This window comes from Methylocystis rosea SV97, assembly GCF_000372845.1.
Lineage (GTDB): Bacteria > Pseudomonadota > Alphaproteobacteria > Rhizobiales > Beijerinckiaceae > Methylocystis > Methylocystis rosea.
The window spans coordinates 2,220,687-2,244,099 of sequence record NZ_KB889963.1 but is presented as its reverse complement, the minus strand read 5'-3'; the positions used below and the strand labels follow the sequence as shown (position 1 = coordinate 2,244,099).

General features: G+C 63.1%; 17 protein-coding genes. 9 read left to right on the top strand and 8 right to left on the bottom strand.

Annotation, left to right across the window (positions count from 1 at the left end):
* Positions 1-185: 185 nt before the first annotated feature.
* Positions 186-485 carry a putative quinol monooxygenase gene (locus tag A3OO_RS0111760; RefSeq protein WP_018408046.1) on the bottom strand — a complete coding sequence of 100 codons (300 nt, stop codon included), beginning with the start codon at positions 483-485 and terminating at the stop codon, positions 186-188.
* 1,342 nt (positions 486-1,827) lie between these two features.
* Here A3OO_RS0111760 and A3OO_RS0111750 point away from each other — a divergent pair.
* Together A3OO_RS0111750 and A3OO_RS0111740 are read left to right on the top strand one after the other, a co-directional pair.
* The gene (locus tag A3OO_RS0111750) at positions 1,828-2,139 is read left to right on the top strand and encodes a hypothetical protein (protein WP_018408044.1); all 312 of its coding nucleotides are present in this window, start codon (positions 1,828-1,830) and stop codon (positions 2,137-2,139) included.
* A 1,038-nt stretch (positions 2,140-3,177) separates the two neighbouring features.
* Positions 3,178-3,822, top strand: a complete 645-nt coding sequence (locus tag A3OO_RS0111740) for an SGNH/GDSL hydrolase family protein (RefSeq protein WP_018408042.1) — start codon at positions 3,178-3,180, stop codon at positions 3,820-3,822.
* An 883-nt stretch (positions 3,823-4,705) separates the two neighbouring features.
* On the opposite strand, the gene A3OO_RS22635 is transcribed toward A3OO_RS0111740, so the two are convergent.
* From A3OO_RS22635 to A3OO_RS0111710, 5 genes are all read right to left on the bottom strand, one after another.
* Complete coding sequence (locus A3OO_RS22635; RefSeq protein WP_018408041.1) at positions 4,706-7,624, bottom strand: M14 family zinc carboxypeptidase; 2,919 nt, start codon at positions 7,622-7,624, stop codon at positions 4,706-4,708.
* Positions 7,614-7,919, bottom strand: coding sequence for a hypothetical protein (locus tag A3OO_RS0111730; protein ID WP_018408040.1), 306 nt, complete (start codon positions 7,917-7,919; stop codon positions 7,614-7,616). The genes A3OO_RS22635 and A3OO_RS0111730 overlap by 11 nt, the downstream gene beginning before the upstream one ends.
* A gap of 876 nt (positions 7,920-8,795) precedes the next feature.
* Complete coding sequence (locus A3OO_RS21575) at positions 8,796-12,437, bottom strand: HAD-IC family P-type ATPase (protein WP_018408039.1); 3,642 nt, start codon at positions 12,435-12,437, stop codon at positions 8,796-8,798.
* A gap of 156 nt (positions 12,438-12,593) precedes the next feature.
* Entirely contained in the window at positions 12,594-13,004 is a 411-nt protein-coding gene (locus tag A3OO_RS0111715; protein WP_018408038.1) for an ArsC/Spx/MgsR family protein, read from the bottom strand.
* A gap of 134 nt (positions 13,005-13,138) precedes the next feature.
* Positions 13,139-13,861 carry an SIMPL domain-containing protein gene (locus tag A3OO_RS0111710; RefSeq protein WP_018408037.1) on the bottom strand — a complete coding sequence of 241 codons (723 nt, stop codon included), beginning with the start codon at positions 13,859-13,861 and terminating at the stop codon, positions 13,139-13,141.
* Between the two features lie 130 nt (positions 13,862-13,991).
* On the opposite strand from A3OO_RS0111710, the gene A3OO_RS0111705 reads away from it, so the two are divergent.
* The 6 genes from A3OO_RS0111705 to thiD all read left to right on the top strand — a co-directional run bounded on the left by A3OO_RS0111705 (position 13,992) and on the right by thiD (position 20,718).
* The gene (locus A3OO_RS0111705; RefSeq protein ID WP_018408036.1) at positions 13,992-14,675 is read left to right on the top strand and encodes a glutathione S-transferase family protein; all 684 of its coding nucleotides are present in this window, start codon (positions 13,992-13,994) and stop codon (positions 14,673-14,675) included.
* Positions 14,676-14,790: 115 nt separating this feature from the next.
* Complete coding sequence (locus tag A3OO_RS0111700) at positions 14,791-15,996, top strand: sensor histidine kinase (protein ID WP_018408035.1); 1,206 nt, start codon at positions 14,791-14,793, stop codon at positions 15,994-15,996.
* 28 nt (positions 15,997-16,024) lie between these two features.
* Entirely contained in the window at positions 16,025-17,179 is a 1,155-nt protein-coding gene (gene queG / locus A3OO_RS0111695) for a tRNA epoxyqueuosine(34) reductase QueG (protein ID WP_051080410.1), read from the top strand.
* A 130-nt stretch (positions 17,180-17,309) separates the two neighbouring features.
* Positions 17,310-18,545 carry a hypothetical protein gene (locus tag A3OO_RS0111690; RefSeq protein WP_018408033.1) on the top strand — a complete coding sequence of 412 codons (1,236 nt, stop codon included), beginning with the start codon at positions 17,310-17,312 and terminating at the stop codon, positions 18,543-18,545.
* Entirely contained in the window at positions 18,542-19,546 is a 1,005-nt protein-coding gene (locus A3OO_RS0111685) for a WD40 repeat domain-containing protein (RefSeq protein WP_018408032.1), read from the top strand. Before A3OO_RS0111690 ends, A3OO_RS0111685 begins: the two co-directional genes overlap by 4 nt.
* A 365-nt stretch (positions 19,547-19,911) precedes the next feature.
* Positions 19,912-20,718 (top strand): bifunctional hydroxymethylpyrimidine kinase/phosphomethylpyrimidine kinase, encoded by an 807-nt coding sequence (gene thiD, locus A3OO_RS0111675; protein WP_018408030.1) that lies wholly within the window; start codon positions 19,912-19,914, stop codon positions 20,716-20,718.
* 233 nt (positions 20,719-20,951) lie between these two features.
* On the opposite strand, the gene A3OO_RS0111670 is transcribed toward thiD, so the two are convergent.
* Positions 20,952-21,401: a GatB/YqeY domain-containing protein gene (locus A3OO_RS0111670; RefSeq protein WP_018408029.1), complete on the bottom strand. Its 450-nt coding sequence runs from the start codon at positions 21,399-21,401 to the stop codon at positions 20,952-20,954.
* Between the two features lie 183 nt (positions 21,402-21,584).
* On the opposite strand from A3OO_RS0111670, the gene carA reads away from it, so the two are divergent.
* Positions 21,585-22,775 (top strand): glutamine-hydrolyzing carbamoyl-phosphate synthase small subunit, encoded by a 1,191-nt coding sequence (gene carA, locus A3OO_RS0111665; protein ID WP_026222914.1) that lies wholly within the window; start codon positions 21,585-21,587, stop codon positions 22,773-22,775.
* Here the strand turns inward: carA and A3OO_RS0111660 are convergent.
* Positions 22,772-23,413: a hypothetical protein gene (locus A3OO_RS0111660; protein WP_040573422.1), complete on the bottom strand. Its 642-nt coding sequence runs from the start codon at positions 23,411-23,413 to the stop codon at positions 22,772-22,774. The two genes, carA and A3OO_RS0111660, sit on opposite strands and share 4 nt — an antisense overlap.

Here is a 23,413-nt window from a genome sequence, read left to right as displayed (position 1 = left end):
TCGTAGCGGGCGTCAGGGCGAGCGTGAACAACGCCGCGACGATCGTCGCTAAGTCCCCAAATGACCGAATGACAATAATGTAGCCGGAAACACCTCGTGGGTTTTCGGCTACGTTTCTTTTCTGATCGGAATCTTAATTTTGGGTGAGGCGCGCGACGCGTCGATCGCAACACGTCTTTGCGTTGTCAGCCCAGCTTTGCCGCCAGCACGTCGATCTTCCCGATTTTCGGCGGCTGCGAGAAAAGCTCCGGCGCCTTCGCCATGAGTGCTTTTGCGACTTCCCCAGCAAGATGAGCCTCTCTGCCAGCTTCGTCGTTGAAAACGTCGAAAATGGCGTAAGTGGTGGGTGATACTCGGATCGCGAACCACGACACTGTGCCGGGCTCTGCTTCCACGAGCGGCAGCGCCGATTTCAAGAACGCCGCAACCTCGTGCTCCTTCCCAATCTTCGCCTCCAGCGTCGCCCAGATGCCGAATTTCACCATTGCGACCTCCTTAAGAACGACGGCCTCCGAGCCGTTAGTTTGCACCAAGCGTCCGCAGATGGCGGCAGCATGTTATTAACTATCGCGGCCGGTTGCTCCCGTCCCGGGGCGCAAATACGAATCGGCCTGTCGCCTGCTAACGGGCGACGATCCTTTCAACCGTAAAACTCAAGCCCGGCCGGCGATGACCGGGCTTTTTCGTGCGGGAGCGACGCTTTAAAAAGGCCCGCGGCCGTGAACCTCGGGCAAAAGTGACAGAACTAACCTGCCAGCCGACAGGCTTGGCGCCTGTCCTATTCATCCTCGCTAGACCAAGCCTCGATCAGGTAAAGCCTGTCGTAAAACTCGACGCGGCGATCGACCCTCGACTCGTCAACGACGGCATACTCAAAAATCTCGCGCGCTCGAACTGGGTCATCCTCGCGATGCAATGCAGTGCACCTCGCCCCCTCAAAGACGATGACCGCATATCGAGGTTCTGCCGATCGATTGATGCCTGGCATAGTGGCTGCCTTCGACTGGCACCCCAGTGGGATCCGAGATTACTGGCGCAGATTGTCCAGCTTGTGATGGTATCGAGGCGAGCCGCCTTGATTGGCGCGTCGACAGACTCGGGTGCTCGCTTGCGGAGGCGCCTATGGCATACATGCGCGTGCCGCGCTTTGTGCTTCCCGAACGACGCTCGCCTCAAGGTCTTCGGAGAACTGGCCGGTGAAAATCCGGGTCGGACGTGTCGAGCGGCGTTAACTCTTGCTCGCGCCTGAGCCATAGATGCACCCTCAAAAAGGCCGGCGTCGACGGCGACGAGCCGGGCGTGAAGCTGAGAAAAAGCCCGCACTGTGAACCCCGGGCGAGGTAGCTACGAAAAGGTCGCTGACAGGCGACGCCGCCTACTTGAGGATGAAGCGCATCGAGACAAGCGTCGCGGGTCAAGCGCCGCCTCGCGAGCGGGGGTCGAGGGCCCTGCTATCGCGGCTTTGCTCGCGTGGCGAGCGATGCAGAGCCGCAATCTCTCGATGTCGCTGTCGTAAGTCCGCTCGCTGCTCCATGCCTCAAAAGGCCCGAGACTCTGATCCGCGCCGCGAGCAGTCGCGAATCTCCCTCCGCTGTCGAGGACCAACGCAGAGGACGCAATCTTACCTAGGACCTCATCCGAACGGCGCAAGCGTCAAAACGGCTCGCATGCTACTGAGCGGATGAAATAGCCATTCACAGTTCCAACTGCTTCGGCCGGGACGAACAGCGGCGCTCGCAAGAGCGACGAGCCGGCGGCGCATTGCTAACCAGTGCGAAGTTCGAAACTTCAAACTCAAGTTATTTCTTGCGAAAGAGAGTGACCTCAATGGCTAATCGAACCATTCGCGTGTGGTGGAAGTCCGTCGCCACAGGCTGGCTGAATTTCAACTGGGATCCGATCACCTCGCAGTCGGTTGTTCACATCTCCGCCTGCGAGTGGAAGCCGAGCACCACGATCGGCGGCAAGAGCAAACACCGCGGCGCTGCACAGATTTTCGTAAAGAATATTCGCCCTCATGGCAGCAACGTTGAAGCGAACGGCGTCGAGTTCTTCGCACAAGTTGAATGGGGAACGCCTCTCGACGTCGTGTTCGACATCACTGTCTCTGACAACCCCGAACAGGAGCATACCATCTAGCCTCGTTTCTGATCTTCGGCGCTGCCGGTCAAGGATGCACCGGCGCGCCTAGTATCGGCAGTGTGCGCTCGCGCATTCCGCCGCAGAGTGGATATGCGCCACTGTCGGCCATGATCTCATGCGCCCCAAGGGAGCTTGACGGACTTAGGCAGACACTCGCCATGAAAAAGCAGACGGATCCTGATTTAGTTGGAAGCTGGACTTTCGAAGCAATCCGAACGTTTGCTGGCGCGGCCACGGGGGGAGAGGTCGCGGCCATGCAGGAATCATTCAAGCGTCAGGCCGAACTCTTTCGGCGTAACGGCGACGACGGCCGCGCCGCGTTTTGGCAGGCGCTGTCCAATAGGATTGCCGACGCGGCTGGCCGATCAGCCCGGCAAGCGAGTGAAGCGCTTCCCGCGTCTGATGCTGCCTGCAGCGTGCCCCCATAGTCAGCACGAAAGCGCCTAAGGCCACACAAAGCCGAAAAGTCACGTAAGCGCACGTTCGCACAGCGATGCTCGATTTGCTCGAGCAGCAGCGAGCGTGAAGCTGAAAAGCCAGCGCACGTAAGCCGTTGACGATAATCGCGGCGGAGAAACCAGTCATGAACTTTTATGTTTTCCTGGCCCCAAGCCATCAGTCGGCGACGGTTCACAAAGGATCTTGTCCTCACTGCAATGAAGGCAGGGGCCAGCGAAGGCCGGGACTAAAAGCAAATCTCGCTACGGAATGGCTTGGCCCGCATCTAGATAGCAAGAACGCGTTTGCAATCGCTCGCGGATCCGGCGTCAAGAATGTCACGGGATGCGGGCACTGCAAGCCTGAGAATACAGTTTAGAAACTACTCGCGCCGGACTTCTCTCTCCCGAACTCCCAATATTTGGAAACAGGGAAACAAGATGGGGGGCTCAAGCCACTTTGGCGACAGCGAAATGAGTGATGAAGCGGTAGCCGCCATATTCCGGCCTCATCTTGCCAGCTTGGATACCGGTGATACCTGGCGAGGAGATCGATGCCTATCGTCGCGAGCGATGCATCCTTGCGACAAGGATTTGTATGAGCTCGAATATCCCCGCTCCGTCGCGACGCTTTTTTCTCGGCGCCATCGCGCCAGTATTGGCGGCGGTCGCTCTAGGACCCGCCGTCGCCAGCATCGCCATCGTCGGCGATAGTCTCGCGTCCGGCTGCCCATTCGACACGCTGTCGTGTCGCCCCTTCGAGGTGATAAACTTCGCCAAGGGCGGCGCGCGGCTCGCGGATATCGCCGGGCAGTTGGAGCGTGCGCAACGGAATCGCGCGCAGAGCTTCATCATCGACGGAGGTCTGAACGATCTTTTCGGCTCCGCCGCGCCGATCCGGGACATCGAACGCGATTTCCGCGGTGTCCTGCAAGTCCTCGATCCGGGTGCTTCCGCGATCTTCACCTTGATGCCTTACATCGCCCAGAGAGAGGCGGCGCCGCGCATAGATGCGGCGAACGCAATGATGGCGGAGCTTTGCCTAGGGCGAGGCATCGAAGTGTTAGACCTCAATCCGCATGTCTCGCTCAATGGCGCGCGCCGCGCAGAGATGAGCGACGACGGGGTGCATTTCACGCCACGCGCCAATGCGGTGTGGATCGCGGCTCTTCGGGAGAAGTTGAGCGATCAGCTATTCCTCGACAGTGGGAGATTAGCGAAAATCTTGCTCGCGCCGAGCTGACCGCGGTCGAGCGCGACGAACATATCGCCGAGTGGATCAGGCTGACCGATCTTCAATCGGCTCAAGTTGAGCCAAATGAAACGAAGCGATCTGGGCCATCGCCATGAAGGTGAAGTCCGTGCCGCTGCTCGCGATCTCGGCATAGACCGCGACGAAGCCGCCGCGCGAAGGAGGTTGCTAAGGGCTCCCCGACCCCGCCGGCCTCTATTTCCTGCATTCGTTTCACGAGCCTCTCGGCGAGCGCATCGGCGACGGCGCCACGCGCTCTAAAACAACGAAAGAAGCGCGACCAAAGAAGCCATCCCAAGGGCGTCAAACACTATGCCCTCCCAAGTCGGTCCGATCCATGTCCCGACCGTGAGCAGGCTAACGCCGGCGACGAGAGATAGAAATGATGCCCCTATTCCATGACCGGTTGGGCGCTCGGCCATAGCTCCCCTCCATACTTGCCAATGACGATAACGCGGCCTCCCCGATGTCCCCGTCGTAAATCCGTTGGGTGCTCCATTCTCAAAAAAAACCCGCGACCTTGATTTTGAGCCGCGAGTTAGGGGCGCGCTCGATGGAAACGATCGGGCGCGTCTCGTCTGTCTATGGGCGCTGCGCTGAAATTGGGCGGCGAGTTCCTCTTTAATCGTCGCGCAGTCCAGAATACTAGTGATCAAAATCTAACGCTTGGCGCCCAGTTCTCGGCTATTGCGCGATAACGATGTCGAAGTCAGCGATGCGCCACGAGCGAACCAACAGCGCGCATTCCGTATTTGCTGGTGTTTAATCGGTTTCCTCAGCTAGACGACAAACCCTTGCTCGCCACCGCATGGGCAGCAACTCCAAGAGTCGTAGCATCGGCGACCACGCAACAGCTCCGATGCGCTATTACTCCTCAGCGTGGCTTGCCTGGAATTCGCTCCTCGGTTTCGCAGCACTTGAGCGCGCGTTCGATGTCGAAGCCGAGACGCTTCAGCACATCCGGATTCAGCGCACCGGACTCGAGCAGGCATCGCAGCTTTTCGCATACGCCTTCGTTTTGTCCGGTCGGCGGCGGCGCATCGCCACGCGCCCAGACGGCGGCGGTGCGAACGGCTTCGCGCGTGAAGAAGAAGCCGCGCAGCGTCTGTCCCTGCGACGTCATCCGCACCGTGTAGACGCCAGCGACGCCGGCGAAGAAAGCGGACTCGTAGACGCCATCGCCGGCGCCGGGCAGCGTCAAGTTCACGACCGCTCCGTCCGGATGCGTGACTCGGGCGGTCACCCGCGCACCATCGAGCGGAATCGACGCATATTGCGCAAGGCGAACGCGGAGCGTCACTTTCGCGCCCGGCTTGAGCGAGTCCTGCGAGAGCGACACAGTCATCTCGACGTCCGACCGCGCGTGCACGAGCGCTTCATAGCGGATGCCCGCGTTCTTCGACCCTTCGATCTCCTGCCGATGCGATTTCGCGCCACGTCTGGGAATGACTTGCCCCCAGTCGAGCAGCATCTCCCAGCGTCCCGGACCTTCGCTCGCGAATTCGCCCGGCACCGGCAGCGCGAAGCGATAGAAGCCGATGCGCGAGGCTTGCGTCCACGTCATCGACGGATGCGTCTGGTCGAGGACCTGTCCCGACGGCGTCTGCAGACGCACTTGCAGCAGCCGCGGCTCGGGTGTCAGGACGATCGCGTCCACTGCGGCGTCCGCTTCGTTAAGATAGAATGGAATCCGCTCGGTAACGCCAAAGTGGACCCAGCCGCCAGGATCGAGCACGACCTGATCGTTGGTCACGCCGGTCAAAATCTGCAGATAATATTTGTCCAAACGGAACGGATCATTCGCGTCGAGCGCGCCCGTCATCAGCATATAGCCATTCGTTCCATTGGTCAGCGCCTGCAGCGCCACAGGCTGAATCTGATCGGGCGTTCCAAGGCCGATTGCAAAGACGCGGCTGTTAATGAGGCCAGCGACGTCAGACAGATAGCGCGATCGGTTTTCGTATCCGTCCGTCAGCACCACGAGCGATTTGAAATCGACGCCCGTCTCGGGACCGATTAGGTTGGCGGCGGCAAATACGCCATCGCCGATCGATGTGAAGCTCGCATCTCCGGTCGCCAGCGTGTGCTTCGCAATCGCGGTGCGAATGACGTCGCGTCCGCCGGGGTCGGCTCCTTCAGGCCCCATGGTCGTCATCGGCGCGCCGGACGCCTCGTCGGTCGCGAAACGCACCAGACCGACGCGCGCGCCCTGAGGAGAGACCTCCACGAAGGCGGGAGCCGAGTCGAGCAGCACCTGAAGCCGTGTGCGTCCGTCTCCGCCGTCGTCCTGCATGCTTCCCGATCGATCAAGCGCCAGCACGGCGCCAGCTCTCGGCGCCGCAACGAAATTCGCCGTGATCGGCACATCACGCACGAAACCCGCCTCCGGACACTCGACGCGCACTGTCCCTGAAGCGGCGTCTCCGCCGATCCCGCCAGCGCAGGTCAGCCATAAAAAGACCTCGCGGGTCATCGGCGACGGAGCGGCGGCGACGCTGCTGGCCGCAATCGCGGTTCCGAAATTGATGCGCGTCGAACCGCCAGTGCGGCTGGGTCCCGAGATCACACGGAATGTCGCAGCGTCGCAACCGCTGATCCGGGCAATCACCGGCCGGCTCGAAGTTCTGCCTTCCGGACATTGGTTGAACACGACACCCGAGGTCACGAGCTCTACGGTCAGACCCGGAACGCCGCATGCGCACGCCAAGCAGAAGTTCAGCAAACCCGACGCGACTTCGCGGATCACGTCCTCGCGCTCAGGGCTCGTTGGCTTGAACCGGCTGGCGCGATGCTCAATCGTAAACGCCTCGACGCGCGAGGCGAATGGCGAAACCAGATGTCGCGACCACACGTAGTCGTCGGAAGCGCCGGCGGTGGGATACAAGGCGAAGGACTGCTGCGTGATATAGGCGCGACCGTTCACCGGATCGGCGCCGGTCTTGATCTTATTCGCGAGATATTGATGAATCGCGAGGTCGTTGGGGTGGATGTATTCCTTGACCCCGTCGCCCGAGCGGCCCCGTTGATGGTCGAACGCCGGGTTGCGCCAGTTCATCGCCGGATTTGTCGTCTCGTTTTCGTCATCGCCCCACGGGTAGTAGATCTCACCCGCGAACGTATATCCGTGAATGTCGATGAACCAGCGGATGCGCGGATATGTGTCGAGCAACCAGCGAACATTTTTCGTTTCGGTTTCCGAAAAGGCGCTCGGCCCATGGTAGACCTGATTAGAATTGCACGGGTCGTCCGAGGTGTGGCTCGTTACATCCGGATTGGCGAGATCGAAATATTTCCCTAGATCGAACGCAAAGTCGTAATTGCGATTTAGGTCCACGCCAACACATGACGAGCCGGGGATCGCATTGCGATTGCGCCGCCATCCCGCATCGGTCGTGTCGTGATCGAGACTGTGCTGACGCCCCTGCGGGTTGACGCATGGAACGAGAAAAACATTGACGTTGTTCAGGACGCGTTGGACATCGGCGGCGGAATAACTTTTGCCGCCATAGATGACGCCGCTGCCAGCCGTATAGGCGCCCAACAGAGCGCCGGCAAGTTCAAGCGCGATTTCCGGCGGCGTCCATTCGCGCGCATGCTGGCCGAATATGAGGAGCGCGCCGTCGACTGCGCCCGCGCCGTGCACGCCGATGCGCAGCGCCGTCACCGTTCGCGGCGCGACGCCAGGCTCTGCGCTCACCGCCTGCTCCGGTAGCGTGATGCGCTCGGCGATCGCTGGATAGGTCGACGCGAAGTTCTGGATGAGGGTTTCGATTTCGTCGACGTTAGTCCACACGGCGCACCTCTCTCAGACCGAGTGGCTTGGGCAGCTTTCCATCCGCGTAACGATTGCCCCGCGACACCTCGCCGGCCGAACGCTTCCCCTCTTCGGTCGCATTTGCCAGAACTTCCATCTGCACGGTGCGCTTGCGTTTCAGCTTCTTGATTGCGTCGGCGTCGATTTCCGCGACAATTTCCAGCGTGCCGTCCTCAAGCCGGCGCCGGGGCATGCATCCAGTGTCGGCTTCAATCGTCGCCAGTTCGGATGCATCCTTTACGCGCAACAAAACTCGGTATCGCGCCGACTCCATGGCCGCCTCCTACTAAAATGAACATGTAGCGCTCCCATCTCGATGCGCGGAAGCTCTCAAATGCGTCTTTATGGCAACTCTTGCGGCACCGGTAGGCGCCGCGCCTATGCTAAGTCAACGCTTTTGCTGGACATTCGTTCCACGGAATGATCCGCGTTGTTCATGCGCACGACACTCGACCTTTGATCAAAGTCGGTCGACGAACAATCGTTCTCGATGCGATGACAGGATGTCGGTGACGGATACAACGCTTCCACTCAATCTTTTCGCGGCTCCGTGCCCAGCATTGATAATGGCGATCCGCCGCGCCGCCAACAACGCAAAAACTATCTGAGGAGCGCACGACGGCGCTGTGAGCGCTACGCCCATCGAGGTGCTCGACGGCGCAAGGTTGCCAACCCCGACCAGCAGACGGGCGATCAGCTGCTTGGGGCGACAGTCCTGGCGGCTCCGCCGATATGATCGAGCGGGTTCGCAAAGCCAGCGGACGTTGCTGTGATCATCGATCCGTCGAAATTGCAATAGGAGTAGTGGAACCCTTCGCGCGGCTTCTAGGCATCAAGCTCACGGAGTGAAGCCAGTGCCAGCGATGACGCCGCTTCTGAATTTCTCTCATTACGCGCGTTCATGTGTCCAGACCTGCTTGACAGCAGAGCGTGCAATTCGCACGGTCCACCGTTTGGCCACCGATAAACATGAACTGAACGAGAACGCGACTAACCGCCAAGCTATATGAATCAACGGTTTCCAATGTATTTTACCGCCGCGCCGCCGCTCATAACGGTCTGGTTGCAGGTTCGAGTCCTGCCCGGCCCACCAGGCGATCGTGATTCCGCGATGTCACAATAGTGGCATGTGTCTCTGGCCCGCGCCTGCTCACAGGCCGATCGATGAGGCTTCGCTCTCCACAATTCCGATGCGCGCCGAAACCTCCATCCCCGGTTGAAGCGCCAGCTCTCGATTATCGACCTCGACGACGACGTCGACGGACGCGTCCGACTCCGTTTGGCGCGCCTCGGTCACTTTTCCCGAAAACGTCCGGCCAGGGACCGATTCGCTTGTCACGACCGCCTCTGCGCCCGGCGCGATCGTCAAAGCGCCCTCCCCCTCCGCTTTCACTCGAAGCCGAACGGTCTTGGCGTCGCCGATCATGAACAGCGGCGCGCCGGCTTCGACGCGCGCGCCGACAGCTGCCCTTCGCTCCAAGACGAAACCTGCGATAGGCGCGACAATCGCAGCGCCGGCTCGACCCGCTTCCGCCTTCGTCACCGCCTTGCGGCGCAGAGCGACTTCCGCTTCGGCGCGCTCTACTTGCGCCTGCGCGCGCGCCAGGGCGCCTCGGGCCGCGGCAAGCGCCTTGCGGCTCGCGGCGCGACTTGCCGAACGCGAGTCCAGTCTTTGGAGGTTCGCCTGCGCCCTCGCCTGCGCGCTCTGGCGCTGCGCCAGTTGCCGCTCAGCGGCCGCCAAAGCGCTTTTCGCGCGCGCGAACGCATCATCGCCGGAAGACGGCGCGAACGTCGCGCATGTCTCGCCCTTCTCCACTTGCGCGCCGACATCGCAAGAGAGCGTCGCGACGGCGCCTGCCGCAGGCGCATTGATCGGCGTCTGCGCGACCGGGGCGATCACGCCGCTGACGACGACCGTTCGACCAGCTGACGCTTCTTCGCGCGTGAGACTGACGCGCGTGTGAAGATAGAACGCGCCGCTTACGACAATGATGAGGAGCCCCAATAAACCGGCGACGACAGGTCGGACCCACTCGCCGGGCGCCACGACAGCGGCCGCGCCGGTCGCCGTCGCCGCAGACACGCGAGGCGCTGGAGCCCTGGCAGGAGAACGGAAAATGGCCTTCTCCACCTCGACGAGCAAGAACAGCACGACGCTCGCTCCGGCGATATGCCACCAGATCTCCGGGTCGAGCGGCGTGGTGTTGAATAGCGCCTGCATAAAGGGCGCGTAGGTGAACAGCGCCTGCAGCACCACGACGATGGCGACGGAAATCAGCACCGCGCGGCTGCCGAACAGGCCCTTCATTGAGAGTGACGACTCGGAAAGGAAACGAGCGTTGAAGAGATAAGCGACTTCGCAGGCGACGAGCGTGTTGACCGCGACCGTTCGCGCGCTGTCGAGCCCCATGCCGCGCGCCTTCTCCAATTCATAGAGGCCGAAGGTCGCGAGCAGCATCAGGAAAGAGACGAAGACGATGCGCCAGATGAAGTAGCGGGAGAGGATCGGTTCGCCCGACGGGCGCGGCGGGCGCAGCATGACTCCCTTCGACGGCGGCTCGAACGCGAGCGCAAGGCCGAGCGTGACCGCGGTGATCAGATTGATCCACAGGATCTGTACGGGCGTCACCGGCAGGGTCTCGCCCATTGCGATTGCCGCGATCACCGTGAGGCCCTCGCCGCCGTTGGTCGGCAAGATATAGAGGATGGTCTTTTTCAAATTTTCGTAGACGACGCGGCCCTCATACACCGCATGCACGATCGACGCGAAATTGTCGTCGGCAAGCACCATTTCCGCGGCCTCTTTCGCCGCCTCGGTGCCTTTGACGCCCATGGCGATGCCGATGTCGGCGCGCTTTAAGGCAGGCGCGTCGTTAACGCCGTCGCCGGTCATCGCAACGACTTCGCCGCGCTTCTGCAACGCCTGAACGAGTCGCAGCTTATGTTCGGGACTGGTGCGCGCGAACACAGTCGTGACGCTTGCCGCCTCGCCGAGCGCCTCGTCGCCTAAGGCGTCGAGGTCGCGGCCGGTGAGCACTGAATCGCACCGCTCCAGGCCGAGTTCGCGGGCGATGGCCATCGCCGTCGCGGCGTGGTCGCCGGTGATCATTTTGACGGACATGCCGGCGGTCGCGCATGCGCGGATCGCCTCGACGGCCTCGGGGCGCGGCGGATCAATCAGGCCGATGAGACCGACAAAGACGAGCCCGCTTTCAACGTCGCCGAATGCGAGTTGCTGCTGACCCTCTTCGGCTTTCTTGGAGGCGACCGCCAAAACCCGCTGACCGCGCGAGGCCATCTCAATGATGCGGTCGAGCCAGCAGGCGTATTCGAGAGGACGTTGCTCTCCGCGCACGTCCTGCTCCCAGAAGCACATTTCGAGCAGCCGCTCGGGCGCGCCCTTGACGAAAATGTAGCCAGCGCCGTCATGGTCGTGATGCAGCGTCGCCATGAAGCGGTGCTGCGACTCGAAGGGGATCTCGTCCGTGCGCGGCAGCTCCAGCGCCAGCTTTTCCAGATTGACGCCGCCTTTGACGGCGGCGGCGAGCAAGGCGCCTTCAGTCGGATCGCCCTCGACGCTCCAGGCGCCGTCAGTTTCGCGCAGCACGGCGTCGTTGCAGAGCGCAAGAGGGCGCAAGGCCGCGGTCAGGTGAACGTCCTCGCGCACCACGACATCCTTGCCATTGCGCAAGAAGCCGCCATGCGGATCATATCCCGATCCGGTCGTGTCGTAGGTCCCGCCGGAGATGACGATCGAGCGCACGATCAATTCATTGAGCGTCAGCGTGCCGGTCTTGTCCGAACAGATTGTCGTCACCGCGCCGAGCGTCTCGACCGCCGGCAGTTGGCGGATGATCGCCTTGCGCCGCGCCATGCGCTCGACGCCGATCGCCAGCGTAATGGTGATGATCGCCGGCAATCCTTCCGGGATCGCGGAAACAGCGAGCCCCACCGCCGCCATGAACATCTCGCCGGCGTCAAAATTCCAGACCAGCGCGCCAAAAGCGAAAACGGCGGCGGAAACGACCAGAATGACGACCGTGAGCCAGCGTGCGAATTCATCCATGCGCTGCAACAAGGGAGTGGTAAGCGTCTCCACCTCGGACAGCATGGCGTTGATGCGCCCGATCTCGGTCGCGGCGCCCGTGGCGACAACGACGCCCGTTCCCTGACCGTAGGTCACGACGGTCCCCGAATAGGCCATCGGCGCCCGATCTCCGAGCGGCACATCCACCATGACCGGCGCCGGGTCCTTGTCGACCGGCAGCGACTCGCCGGTGAGCGCCGACTCCTGCACTTTCAGAGATTTGACCCGGATGAGACGGATGTCCGCCGGAATCTTGTCGCCCGATTGGACATAGACGATGTCGCCAGGCGCTACGTCGGTCGCGTCGATGACGACGCGCTGCCCGTCTCGAATGACCGTCGCATGCAGCGACAGCATGTTGCGGACGGCCTCCATGGCCTCTTCGGCCTTGCCCTCCTGAATGAATCCGATGATGGCGTTGATGACGACGACCGCGACGATGACGGCGGTGTCGATCCAGTGCTGCATGAGCGCCGTGACGAAGGCGGCCGCGAGCAGCACATAGATGAGCACATTATGGAACTGCAGCGCGAAGCGCAGGAGCGCGCTGCGCCGTCTGCCGGCCGGGAGGCGATTGGGGCCATGGACGGCGAGCCGCCGTTCTGCCTCAGCCTTGCTCAAGCCCGAACGCGTCACGCCCAGGCGCTCAAGCGCCGCATCGGCTCCGATCGCCCAAAATTCCTTTCCTTCGGCCGAAGGCTGCATGCTTAGGCTCCTCCTCCCCGTCTTCCCCCACGGTCACGGCAGCCGCGCCAATTGATATGGGCTGCGCACGGCCGAACCGAGCCACTAGCATATTATGGTTCGTCGGGAGGGGGTTGGCAGCGCCACGTTTATGGCGGAGCAGCGCTGCCTAGGAGGCTAGAAAGTGTCGTTTGCGATGGAGCGCACGCATACATCGCTGACAGTTTCGTCGGTCGGCTTAAGTCCGATCCACTGGTCGACTGCCGCCGAGTCGAAACCAGCCTCGCAATGGTCGCCGATGCGCATCAGCGGGCGACGGATGAGCACCGGATCGAGCATCATCATCACCAATGCTTCCTGCGGCGTGACTTTCTCGAGGTCGATTTCGCCGGATTTGATGCGCGGCGAGGCGGCGTTGAACCATTCCGGCAACGGCTTGGAGCCGAAATAGGGACGCAGGCTCGAGGGGCTCCAGGATTCGGTCAGAAGGTCCCGAACCTCAACCTCATGTCCAGAGGCGACGAGCAACGCCTTTTGCCGCGCATTGCCGGCGCAGCCCGGCTTTTCGTAAAAGATGACATGAGCCATCAGCGACCCCTCACATTGCGGCCCACCAGTCGCGAACGCGAGCTTAGCGTGAAATTGTGCAGCGCGATACGGCTTCAGGCGAGCAAATTACGAGCAGCAGCGCCCGCTTTCGCCGCTTCAGCAGGCAGAGCGAACTAGCGCGAGAGTCCCCAGACGATATTCACGCGCGCAGAGAGACGCTCCAGGCCTGGACGCAAAGGAATCTCGGCGGCTCCGGGAGTCCCGGCCGCCTTCGCCGCATAGGCGCGCGGGCGCACGTCGATCTCCTCGAGCGGACGAATTTCGATCACGCGGGACAGCCGCAGCCCGGCCGCCTCCGCATAGATTTTCGCCTGCCGCTCGGCGTCCTTAACCGCTTCGCGCCGCAATGCGTCAAGCCGTTGCCTGGGTTGCGCGATTTCGAAGTCAATGCCTTCGAAGCTGTTAACGCCCTTGTCGATCAGACCGCCCGCGATTTCGCCGGCCTGTTCGATTCGAGTCACCCGCACGCGCAAATCGTTACGCGCGCGGAAAAACTTTTGCGATGTCTTGGGTTTGCCTGTCTTTGGGTCTCGCTCTTCGACAGTGACGGGCGTGAGCGTTACGCCCTGCGTCTGCACTTCAGCGTCGGGAACGCCTGATTTTTTGAGCTCGGCGAGAACAGCTTCGACCGCGCGCGCATTTTCCGCCGCGGCGTCGGCGGCCAGCGGCCGTTCGGTGACGACGCCGAACCGCAGGATCGCCAGGTCGGGCGCGACGTCCTCGTAAGCCTCGCCAATGACTGAGAGATTTGGAACGCCGTCCTTCAGCGTGTCGGCGTTCCCCGCGGCCGTGAACAACATCAGGCCGAGCGAAAGTGCGAAGAGCAAACGAATCATGGCATATCCTAGCAAAAGCTGCGCGCTAAAAGCTCATCAAAGCCGTAAAACCGCCGGCTAGCGGCGCTAACCCGAACCAGCATACAGAAGCGGCGTAGCTCGTCGCTTCGCGTCCGCTCGAAAAGGCCTCATGCCCACGCTTTATCATCACCCGCTCTGCCCCCATTCGCGATTTGTCCGGCTCGTCCTGTCCGAATACGGAATAGACGCTACGCTCATCGAGGAGCGCGTGAGCGATCGCCGCCCTGAATTTCTCGCGCTTGACGCCGCCGGCCGCACGCCAGTCTTCGTTGACGATAACGGCCTTGTCGCGCCCGGCGCCAATCTCATCGCCGAATATATCGACGAGACCTATGGCGCCGAACGTGGCGCGCAACGACTCCTGCCGCAGGAAATGGCGGCGCGCATCGAAACGCGTCGATTGGTCGACTGGTTCAACGTCAAGTTTTTCGACGAGGTCACCAACTGGCTGATCACGGAGAAGGTTTACAAGCGCTTTGCGCCTCCGGGCGGAGCGCCCGATATGGACGTGGTGCGTGTGGCGCGGGCCAACATTCGCCACCATATGCACTACATTGGTTATCTCACCAATGCGCGCAACTGGCTCGCGGGCGATCGTTTGACTTATGCTGACTTCGCAGCGGCCGCGCATATCTCCTGCGCCGATTATCTTGGCGATGCGCCGTGGGACGAAGTTGAGGCGGCGAAACACTGGTATCAACGCATCAAGTCGCGCCCCGCGTTTCGTCCGCTGCTGTCCTATCGGGCTCCAGGACTGACGCCGGGCCGCTACTATGCGGAACTGGATTTCTAAGCGTCGCTGAGCGGCGTCTGAAGGCTCAGGCGGCGCTGTCGCGAGCCGCGCTGCGGCCGCGCTTGACAACCATCGGGTGGAGTGAGGCAAGTAGCCCGCAATACGGGACCATTGTATGAGCGCACCCAACGAGCGCGAGAGCGAAAAGGTTGAGTCGAAGCCCGCCGACGCCGGCGATCCGTCGAACGGACTGCGGCAGCGCATTCGGCAGCAGGAGATATTGGCGGAGCTCGGCGTCACCGCCCTCCAGGGCGCTTCGTTCGATCAGCTGCTGACCGACACCGTGCGATTGACGGCGCAAGGACTGGACGCGGACTTCTGCAAAGTGCTGGAGCTACTTCCGTCTGAGAACCAGTTTTTGGTGCGCGCCGGCGTCGGCTGGAGTCGCGGCGTGGTGGGCGTCGCGAAAGTCGGCGCGGATCTCGACTCGCCTGCTGGATATGCATTACGCAGCGGCCAACCTGTCATCTCTAATCACCTCGAAAAGGAGACGCGATTTAGAACGCCCGAATTGCTGCGTCAGCATGGCGTTCGGCGCGCGATGAATGTGATCCTGCAGGGTGACGGAAAGCCATACGGCGTGCTGGAAGTCGACAGCCGCTCGCCGGCCGATTTCAGGGAGCAGGACATCGCTTTTCTGCAGGGCGCGGCGAATCTTCTTGGCATGGCGATCGAACGCGAGCGAGAAGAGCGCAAGCTAAGAGCGGCGCTCGCGCGCAACGAAGCGCTGCTCAAAGAAATGAATCATCGCGTGAAGAACAGCCTTTCCATCGTCGGCAGCATGCTCCGCCTGCAAGCCAACGACGCGGGCGACGAGCAGGTGTCGGAACTTCTCAACGAAGCCTCTCACCGGGTGGAAGCGATCGCGAAGGCGCATGACCAGCTGTCTCGCGGCTCGGACGTCGATTGCATGGACGTTGGCAAATACATTGAGGCGCTGTGTCACGATTTGGATGAAAGCGTCGCGCAATGCGACGTGCGCACAGAAGTCGAAGACGGCATCGTCATCGCAACCGATCGGGCGGTTTCGACCGCGCTGATCGTGAACGAACTCATCGCCAATGCGGCGAAATATGCTTACGAAAGCCAGTCGGGAATTATTTCGGTGAAGGTCGCGCGCCAGGGCGCTGAGAAATTCACTGTTTCCGTGCGCGACGAAGGCGCTGGAATGCCCGATGACATCGACCCTCGCAATCGCAAAGGGCTCGGCATGCGGATCATTGCGTCATTTACGCGTCAACTCAGTGCGACGATCGAAATGAAAAAGCACGATCCTGGCGCCGAGTTCATCGTCTCGATCCCCCTGCAAGCGCCCTGCTGACATGCAGGCGCCTGTTCCGAATGCATTGATGGGTTCGCCGACAGTTTATGATGTTCGATCGCCTGCGGTTCCGGCGCTGGAGGAGGAAATCCGCGCCCGCGCACTCGAGCTTGGCTTCGACGTCTGCCGCTTCGCGCGGGCCGATGTTGCGCCAGAGCAGGGCGAGCGGCTGCACGAATGGCTGCGGGACGGCGCGCACGGCGACATGGATTGGATGCGCGAGACGGCCGAGCGGCGGGCCGCGCCGCGCGCGCTCTGGCCCGAGGCGGCAAGTCTCGTCATGCTCGGCCTGAACTACGGACCGGATGGAGATCCGCTCGCTTCGCTAACGAAACCGGACTGCGCGACGATCTCCGTCTATGCGCGCAACCGCGACTATCACGACGTCATCAAGGGCCGGCTGAAACAGCTCGCCGGATTCATGCTCAAGCGGGCCGTCGCGGGCGACGCCAAGGTGTTCGTCGACACCGCGCCCGTCATGGAGAAGCCGCTCGCGCAGACAGCCGGCGTCGGCTGGCAAGGCAAACACACGAATCTCGTGTCACGCGAATTCGGATCGTGGCTCTTTCTCGGCGCGATTTTCACGACTCTTCGCCTCGAACCGGACCCGCCCGAGCACGATCATTGCGGCTCATGCACCAAATGTCTCGACGCCTGTCCGACGGCGGCCTTCCCAGCGCCTTACCGGCTCGATGCGCGGCGCTGCATTTCCTATCTGACGATCGAGCACAAAGGCCCTATTCCCCTCGAGTTGCGCGCCAAGATCGGCAATCGCATCTATGGCTGTGACGACTGTCTCGCGGTCTGCCCGTGGAACAAATATGCGAGCGCCGGACGCGAGGCGAAGCTCGCCGCGCGCCCCGAATTCGACGCCCCGCCGCTTGCGGAATTGGCGCGCCTCGACGATTCGGCGTTCCGAGCGCTTTTTGCGGGTTCGCCCATCAAGCGCATCGGACGCGACCGCTTCTTGCGCAATGTTCTGATCGCGATCGGCAATTCAGCCCGGCCGGAACTTGCCGCCGAAGCCGAGCGGCTCATCGCAGACGCCGCCGCCATTGTGCGCGGCGCCGCCGTTTGGGCGCTCGGCAGACTGGCGCCGACGCGAGCGGCGGAGCTGCGCCCCGATCGGCTGGCGGCCGAACCCGACGCGGCTGTCAGCCAAGAGTGGCGCCAAACGGCCTGAAACAGGCAAAAGCGCCACAGTCGCCTAAAAATCGGGGTCTTTCCCAGGTTTACTGCGTTGCGGCAGGCTACTCGCCGGCGATTTCGTTCTAATCTCTATCGAAGATCCCCTACTCAACCGCACCTCCGCCATGTCAGTCCTTTCGCGCCGCAATACCGACGAACCCGCAGAGGAGGCTTCCCGCCTTCTGCTGCGGATCGGCGTGTTTTTGCTGTTCGTGATCTCGCTCATCGCGCCCATTCTGGCGCGTCAGACGGTTTATGTGCTGCTGCCGATCGGCGCGGCGTTGCTGCTCGCCGCCGCGACGCTGACGCCGGAGGAAGGGTCGGGGCGCTCGATGCGCTCGATCTTGCTCTCGCCGCCCTTTCTCGCCGCTCTGTTGCTCGCCGCCTGGACGGCGCTCTCGCTGCTTTGGACCCCGTTCGAGGGACCAGCGGAACGCTTCGCAAAAATCACGGCGACGCTCGCCCTGGTGGCGCTCGCCACCGGATTTCTGCCGCTGCGCACCAAAACCTCTAATCTCAACCTGTTGCCGATCGGCGTCGCCGCGGCGACGATTGCGCTTGCCGCCGTCACTTTGCTGTTGAAGCCGCAGTACACGCTCGATGACATTCTCGATGTCGGACCGCTTGGCCGCGCCGGCCTCGGACTGGCCCTGCTCGTCTGGCCGGCGATGGGCGCGCTCGCCGTCCGCGGCCGGTGGTATTCGGCGGCCGCCCTCGCGGTGGCGACGGTGATCGCCTGCTATCTTTCCGGCGCCCCGAACGGCGTCCCGGCGCTGGCCGTCGGCGCGGCTGTTTTCGCCGCTGCCTTCGGCCGCGCCCGGCTGATGGCCATTTTCCTTGCGGCGCTCATGACGGCGATCGTGCTGCTCGCGCCGCTGACTGCCTATGCGGCCCATCTGATCTGGCCCGAACGTCCGCCCGGCTTCTTTAGACATCTCGCCTTCTGGGGTCAGATGATCGAGGCGGACGGCTGGCGGACATTGATCGGACACGGCTTTGGCGCGGCCACCTGGGGCGTGCTCGGCGGCTATCTGACGCCGGCGACGCCGCGCAGTCTGATCTTCAAGATCTGGTTCGATCTCGGCGTGCTCGGCGCGGCCGCGGCGGCGCTCGTCGCCGCCCGCACCAGCCTGTTCGTCGGCCAGTCGCGTCCGGCGCTCGCGCCCTTTCTTCTGGGCGGCCTCGGCGCGGGATTCGCCATTTGCCTGTTCGGTCCCGCGGCCGAGCAGCTGTGGTGGCTGACCCTCGCGGGACTGGACGCCATCGCCTTCGCGCTCGTGATGCGCGGGCAATTCCGGAAACGTCGCCCGCGCCTGCCGATCGGCTGGAGCGCGCCTGCCGAGGACCATGCATCGCCGTGACGCTGTCTTCCACGCTCGCCGACAAAGTCGAAACCCTTGGGCTTCGTGAGCCTGTCGCGGCCGCGGCGTTCCTCGGCGGCGCGCCGGTCTTCGCGCTCGCCGACGGGACGCTGCATTTCGGCGATGGCGCGGAGGGACGCCGCATTCCGGCCCATCAAGACGCGGCCATCCTCGTCGTCGCGCAGGACGGCGACCGACTCGTCACCGGCGGAGACGACGGGCGCGTTGTGGCGACCGACGCGAAGGGCGGCGTCGAAGTCATCGGCGACGAAAAGGGCAAATGGATCGACGCCGTCGCCGCGCGTGGCGGCGCGGTGGCGTGGACAGCAGGAAAGGTGGCGCGAGCACGCTCGGCCAAGGGCGACGTGAAGACGCTGGATCTGCCGTCGACATCGCGCGGGCTCGCCTTCTTCCCCAAAGGCTACCGGCTGGCGATCGCGCATTACGGCGGCGCGACCCTCTGGTTTCCGAACGCCGGCAAGCCGGAAGCGCTCGACTGGGCGGGCTCGCATCTTGACGCCACGATCTCTCCCGACGGGCGCTTTCTCGTCACCTCGATGCAGGAGAATATGCTGCACGGCTGGCGCCTCGCCGACGGCAAGCACATGCGGATGGCCGGATATCCGGGCAAAACGCGCAGCTTCTCCTGGTCGCATGACGGGAAATGGCTGGCCACCTCAGGCGCCGACGCCTGCATCGTCTGGCCGTTTTCGGGCAAGGATGGACCGATGGGCCAGGCGCCGCGCGAATGCGGCGTGCATTCGGCGATCGTGACGCGCGTCGCGTTCCATCCCGCCGCTCTGGTCATAGCGATGGGCTATGACGACGGCCTTGTCATGCTGGCGCGCCTTACCGATGGATCTGAGATTCTGGTGCGCCGTCCCGCGCAGGAGGACGATCGCGCACGGATCAGCGCGCTCGCCTGGGACGAGAAGGGGGCGCGTCTCGCCTTCGGCGCGGAGAACGGCGACGCCGGCGTGCTGAGCCTGCCGAAACCCTGAGCTGCGGAAGGGGCATGCCCGCGCGGAACTCCAGTCCTCATAAGAGGTTGAAGACCTGACCCTCTTAGAACGGGACGGCCAGGAGACAGCGATGACCCTGCATAGCGACAGCAATCCGCACCAGCACGTTCAGAGAATTCAAATCGCCTCCAGGAGACGATCAACCATCTGCGCGAGGATATCGAAAAGGTCGAGGAGCCGCAGCTCAAGGCCATGTTCGAGACCTCCGCCGAGGTTCTGACAGGATTGAAAAAGGCCTACAGCGACTACGAAGAAAAGAAGAGCCGGCTTGGCCCGGCGGACGCGAATTGCACAGCTGATCTGCGCCGTTTGCGTTGGGCGCGGGAAGCGCGGACATTCCTGTCATGACCGCGCCCGTTCCCAAGCTTCTGTCGATCGCCGGCTCCGACCCCTTCGGCGGCGCGGGCGTGCAGGCGGACCTGAAAACCTTCTCGGCCTTCGGCTGCTACGGCATGGCGGCGATCACGGCGCTCACCGCGCAGAATACGCAGGGCGTGACCGCTTCCTATCCTGTCGCGCCGGAGATCGTCGCCGCGCAGATCGAGGCGGTGCTGTCGGACATCTCCCCCGACGCGATCAAGATTGGCATGCTTTCGACGCCGGACATCACTCGGGCCGTCGCCGAGACGCTGGCGCGCTACAAGGCGCGTAACATCGTGCTCGATCCGGTGCTGGTGCCGACGCAGGGCGTCAGCCTCGCGTCCGCCGGGCTGGAGGCTGCGCTGGTTGCGGCCCTCCTTCCCCTGGCGCGGCTCGTGACGCCCAATCTTTATGAGGCGAGCGCGCTCACGCAAACGCCCCTCGCCAAAAACGCCGATGAGATGGCGGCGCAGGGGCGGCTCCTCTGCGACGCCGGCGCGCGCGCCGTGCTGGTCAAGGGCGGCGATCTCGAGGGCGAACCTGTCGACGTTCTTTTCGAGGCTGGAGAGAAACGGGTTTTTCGCGGGCGGCGCATTCCAACGCGCAACACGCATGGGACCGGTTGCGCCCTGTCCTCGGCGATTGCCTGCGAATTCGTCAAGGGCGCGCCGCTGATCGACGCAATCGCGACTGCGAAAGCCTGGCTGGAGGGCGCGCTGGAGGCGGCGGACCAGTTGCGATTGAGCGAGGGCCGCGGCCCGCCGCATCATTTCTATGCGCTGTGGCGCTAGCCCCGTCCTCGACCCTCCCCCGCTTCGCGGGAGAGGGAGCAGGTTGCGCCATCCCAACACGCGTGAATGTTCGGTTCATCCGACAGGGTTGGCGATAGGCGAAATGGCGCCGCTCCCCTTCTCCCGCTTTAGCGGGGGAAGGTGGCGCGAAGCGCCGGAAGGGGGCACATGCGGCAGTCCCGCATCATGACGGAACGCGCCCGCCATTTGCGACGCGCCACAGCCGGCGGCCGCTAGCCCGACAGCGCCGCCTTCACCGCCGCGCTGGCCTTTCCGAAGTCCATGCGGCCGGTATATTTGGCCTTGAGCGAAGCCACGACCTTGCCCATGTCCTTGATCGAGGCCGCACCGGTTTCTGCGATCGCCGATTTCACGGCCTCGGCCACTTCCGCCTCGGAAAGCTGCTGCGGCAAATAGGCGGAAATCACCGCGATTTCGCCGCGCTCCTTGCCCGCGAGATCTTCGCGCCCGGCTTTTTCATAGATTTCCAGCGATTCCTGCCGGCTCTTGATCATTTTCTGGAGCAGCGCGAGTTCGTCGTCCCCGCTGAGCGTCTTGCCTGCGCCGCGCGCCTCGATGTCCTTGTCCTTCAGCGCCGCGTTGATGAGCCGCAGCGCGTCGACCTTGGCGCGCTCGCCCGCCTTCATCGCCGTCTTGAGGTCCGCCGCAATCTTCTCGCGCATGTTATGTCCTTGGGGTTTCCAATTCCGGGGCGGATGCATTACATCCACAGCAATCGCGTCATGCCCGCGCTTGTCGCGGGCATCCACGTGGCGCCGCAGCCGTGGATGGCCGGATCAAGTCCGGCCATGACGCGCGGCGAGAGCGCTGTCAAGCCAGCGACGCGCCGGAGAGCCGAGACCCTGATGACCATCGATCAAGATAATGGCTGGAAGAAACCCCTCCACACCGGCGTGCTCGTTCTCGCGGGCGGCGAAGTGATCGAGGGCTACGGCCTCGGCGCCGTTGGCGAAGCGGTCGGCGAAGTCTGCTTCAACACCGCCATGACCGGCTATCAGGAAATCCTCACGGACCCCTCCTACGCCGCGCAGATCGTCACCTTCACTTTTCCCCACATCGGCAATGTCGGGACCAATGAGGAAGACGTCGAAACCGTCGATCTCGACAAAAGCGCCGGCGCGGTCGGAGCCATCTTCGGCGCGCCCTGCACCGACCCCTCGAATTTCCGCGCCCAGAAGCCGCTCGCCGACTGGCTCGCCGGGCGCGGCGTCGTCGGCATGTGCGGCATCGACACGCGTGCGCTGACGACGCTCATTCGCGAGCGCGGCATGCAGAACGCCGTCATCGCCTATGCGCCGGACGGCCGCTTCGATATTGCGGCGCTCAAAGCCAGGGCCGCCGCCTGGCCGGGGATCGACGGCATGGACCTGGTGCCGAGCGTCGGCTCAAAGGAGCGCTACGACTGGCGCGAGACGATTTGGCGACTCGGCGGCGGCTACGGCGCGCGCAGCGGCGCGCCCAAATATCGCGTGGTCGCGATCGACTATGGCGTGAAGCGCAACATCCTGCGGCTTCTCGCCGAACAGGATTGCGAAGTGGTGGTCGCGCCCGCCAGCGCGACGTGCCAGGAGATCTTGGCGCTCAACCCCGACGGCGTCTTTCTCTCGAACGGCCCCGGCGATCCGGCTGAAACCGGCAAATACGCCGCGCCGGTGATCCGCGACCTGCTCGAAGCAAAAATTCCGACCTTCGGCATTTGTCTTGGCCATCAGATGATGGCGCTCGCGGTGGGCGCGAAGACAAAGAAGATGCCGCAGGGCCATCACGGCGCCAATCATCCGGTCAAGGATTTCACTACCGGCAAGGTCGAGATCGTCTCGATGAATCACGGCTTCGCCGTCGATCGCGACAGCCTGCCAGTAAACGCCGTCGAGACGCATCGCTCTCTGTTTGACGGCTCCAATTGCGGCATCGCGCTCACTGACCGCCCGGCCTTTTCGGTGCAGCATCACCCCGAGGCGTCGCCCGGCCCGCAGGACAGCCATTATCTTTTCCGCCGCTTCGTCGAGATGATGGCGAAGGCGAAGGCGGCCTAACGGTTAACGGCCATCGGCGTCTCGGCTTTGTTCGCGAATTTCTCGCAAGGCGGCACGAGCTTTTCGAGCGGCTTTTCCTTCATCGCCGCTTCGCGCATGTCGAGATTCTTGAGCACCGTGAGATAGGGGCCCGAAGCCTGCGTGCGCAAATAGGTCGTCGTCAGCAGCGGGCCCGTCGGGAAGTCGCCACGCCGGCAGGCGTCCGCGCCGACGCCAAAGGAACCATGCGTCTTGCCGGGATCGCGCGCCTTCTCTTCCAGAAACTCCTTCTGCCGGGCGCGGATCGCCGCATAATCGGCCGGGTCGACGCGAAAGGCATAGAGGCGCGTTCCGGACTTCCGCTCGCCGGCGAGCGGCGCGACGTCTTCCGACGCGGTCGTTTCCCTAAGCGCGAAAACCATCTCATGCTTCGCGTTTTCTTGGCCGTCGCGCCACCAGCCAATTTTCAGAGTCACGCCGCCCTTCTGCGGCTCGAAAGTTTCGGGCAGGCGCACCGCCGCGCGCAGCAGGGCCGGATCGACGGAAGCGGCGTCGAAATTGCGCAGCGCCCACATGGTTGAGACCGGCACATGGCTGCAGGCGGCAAGCATGGCGGCGGCGAGCGCCAGGCTAGACAGGCGACGAATAATGCACGACAT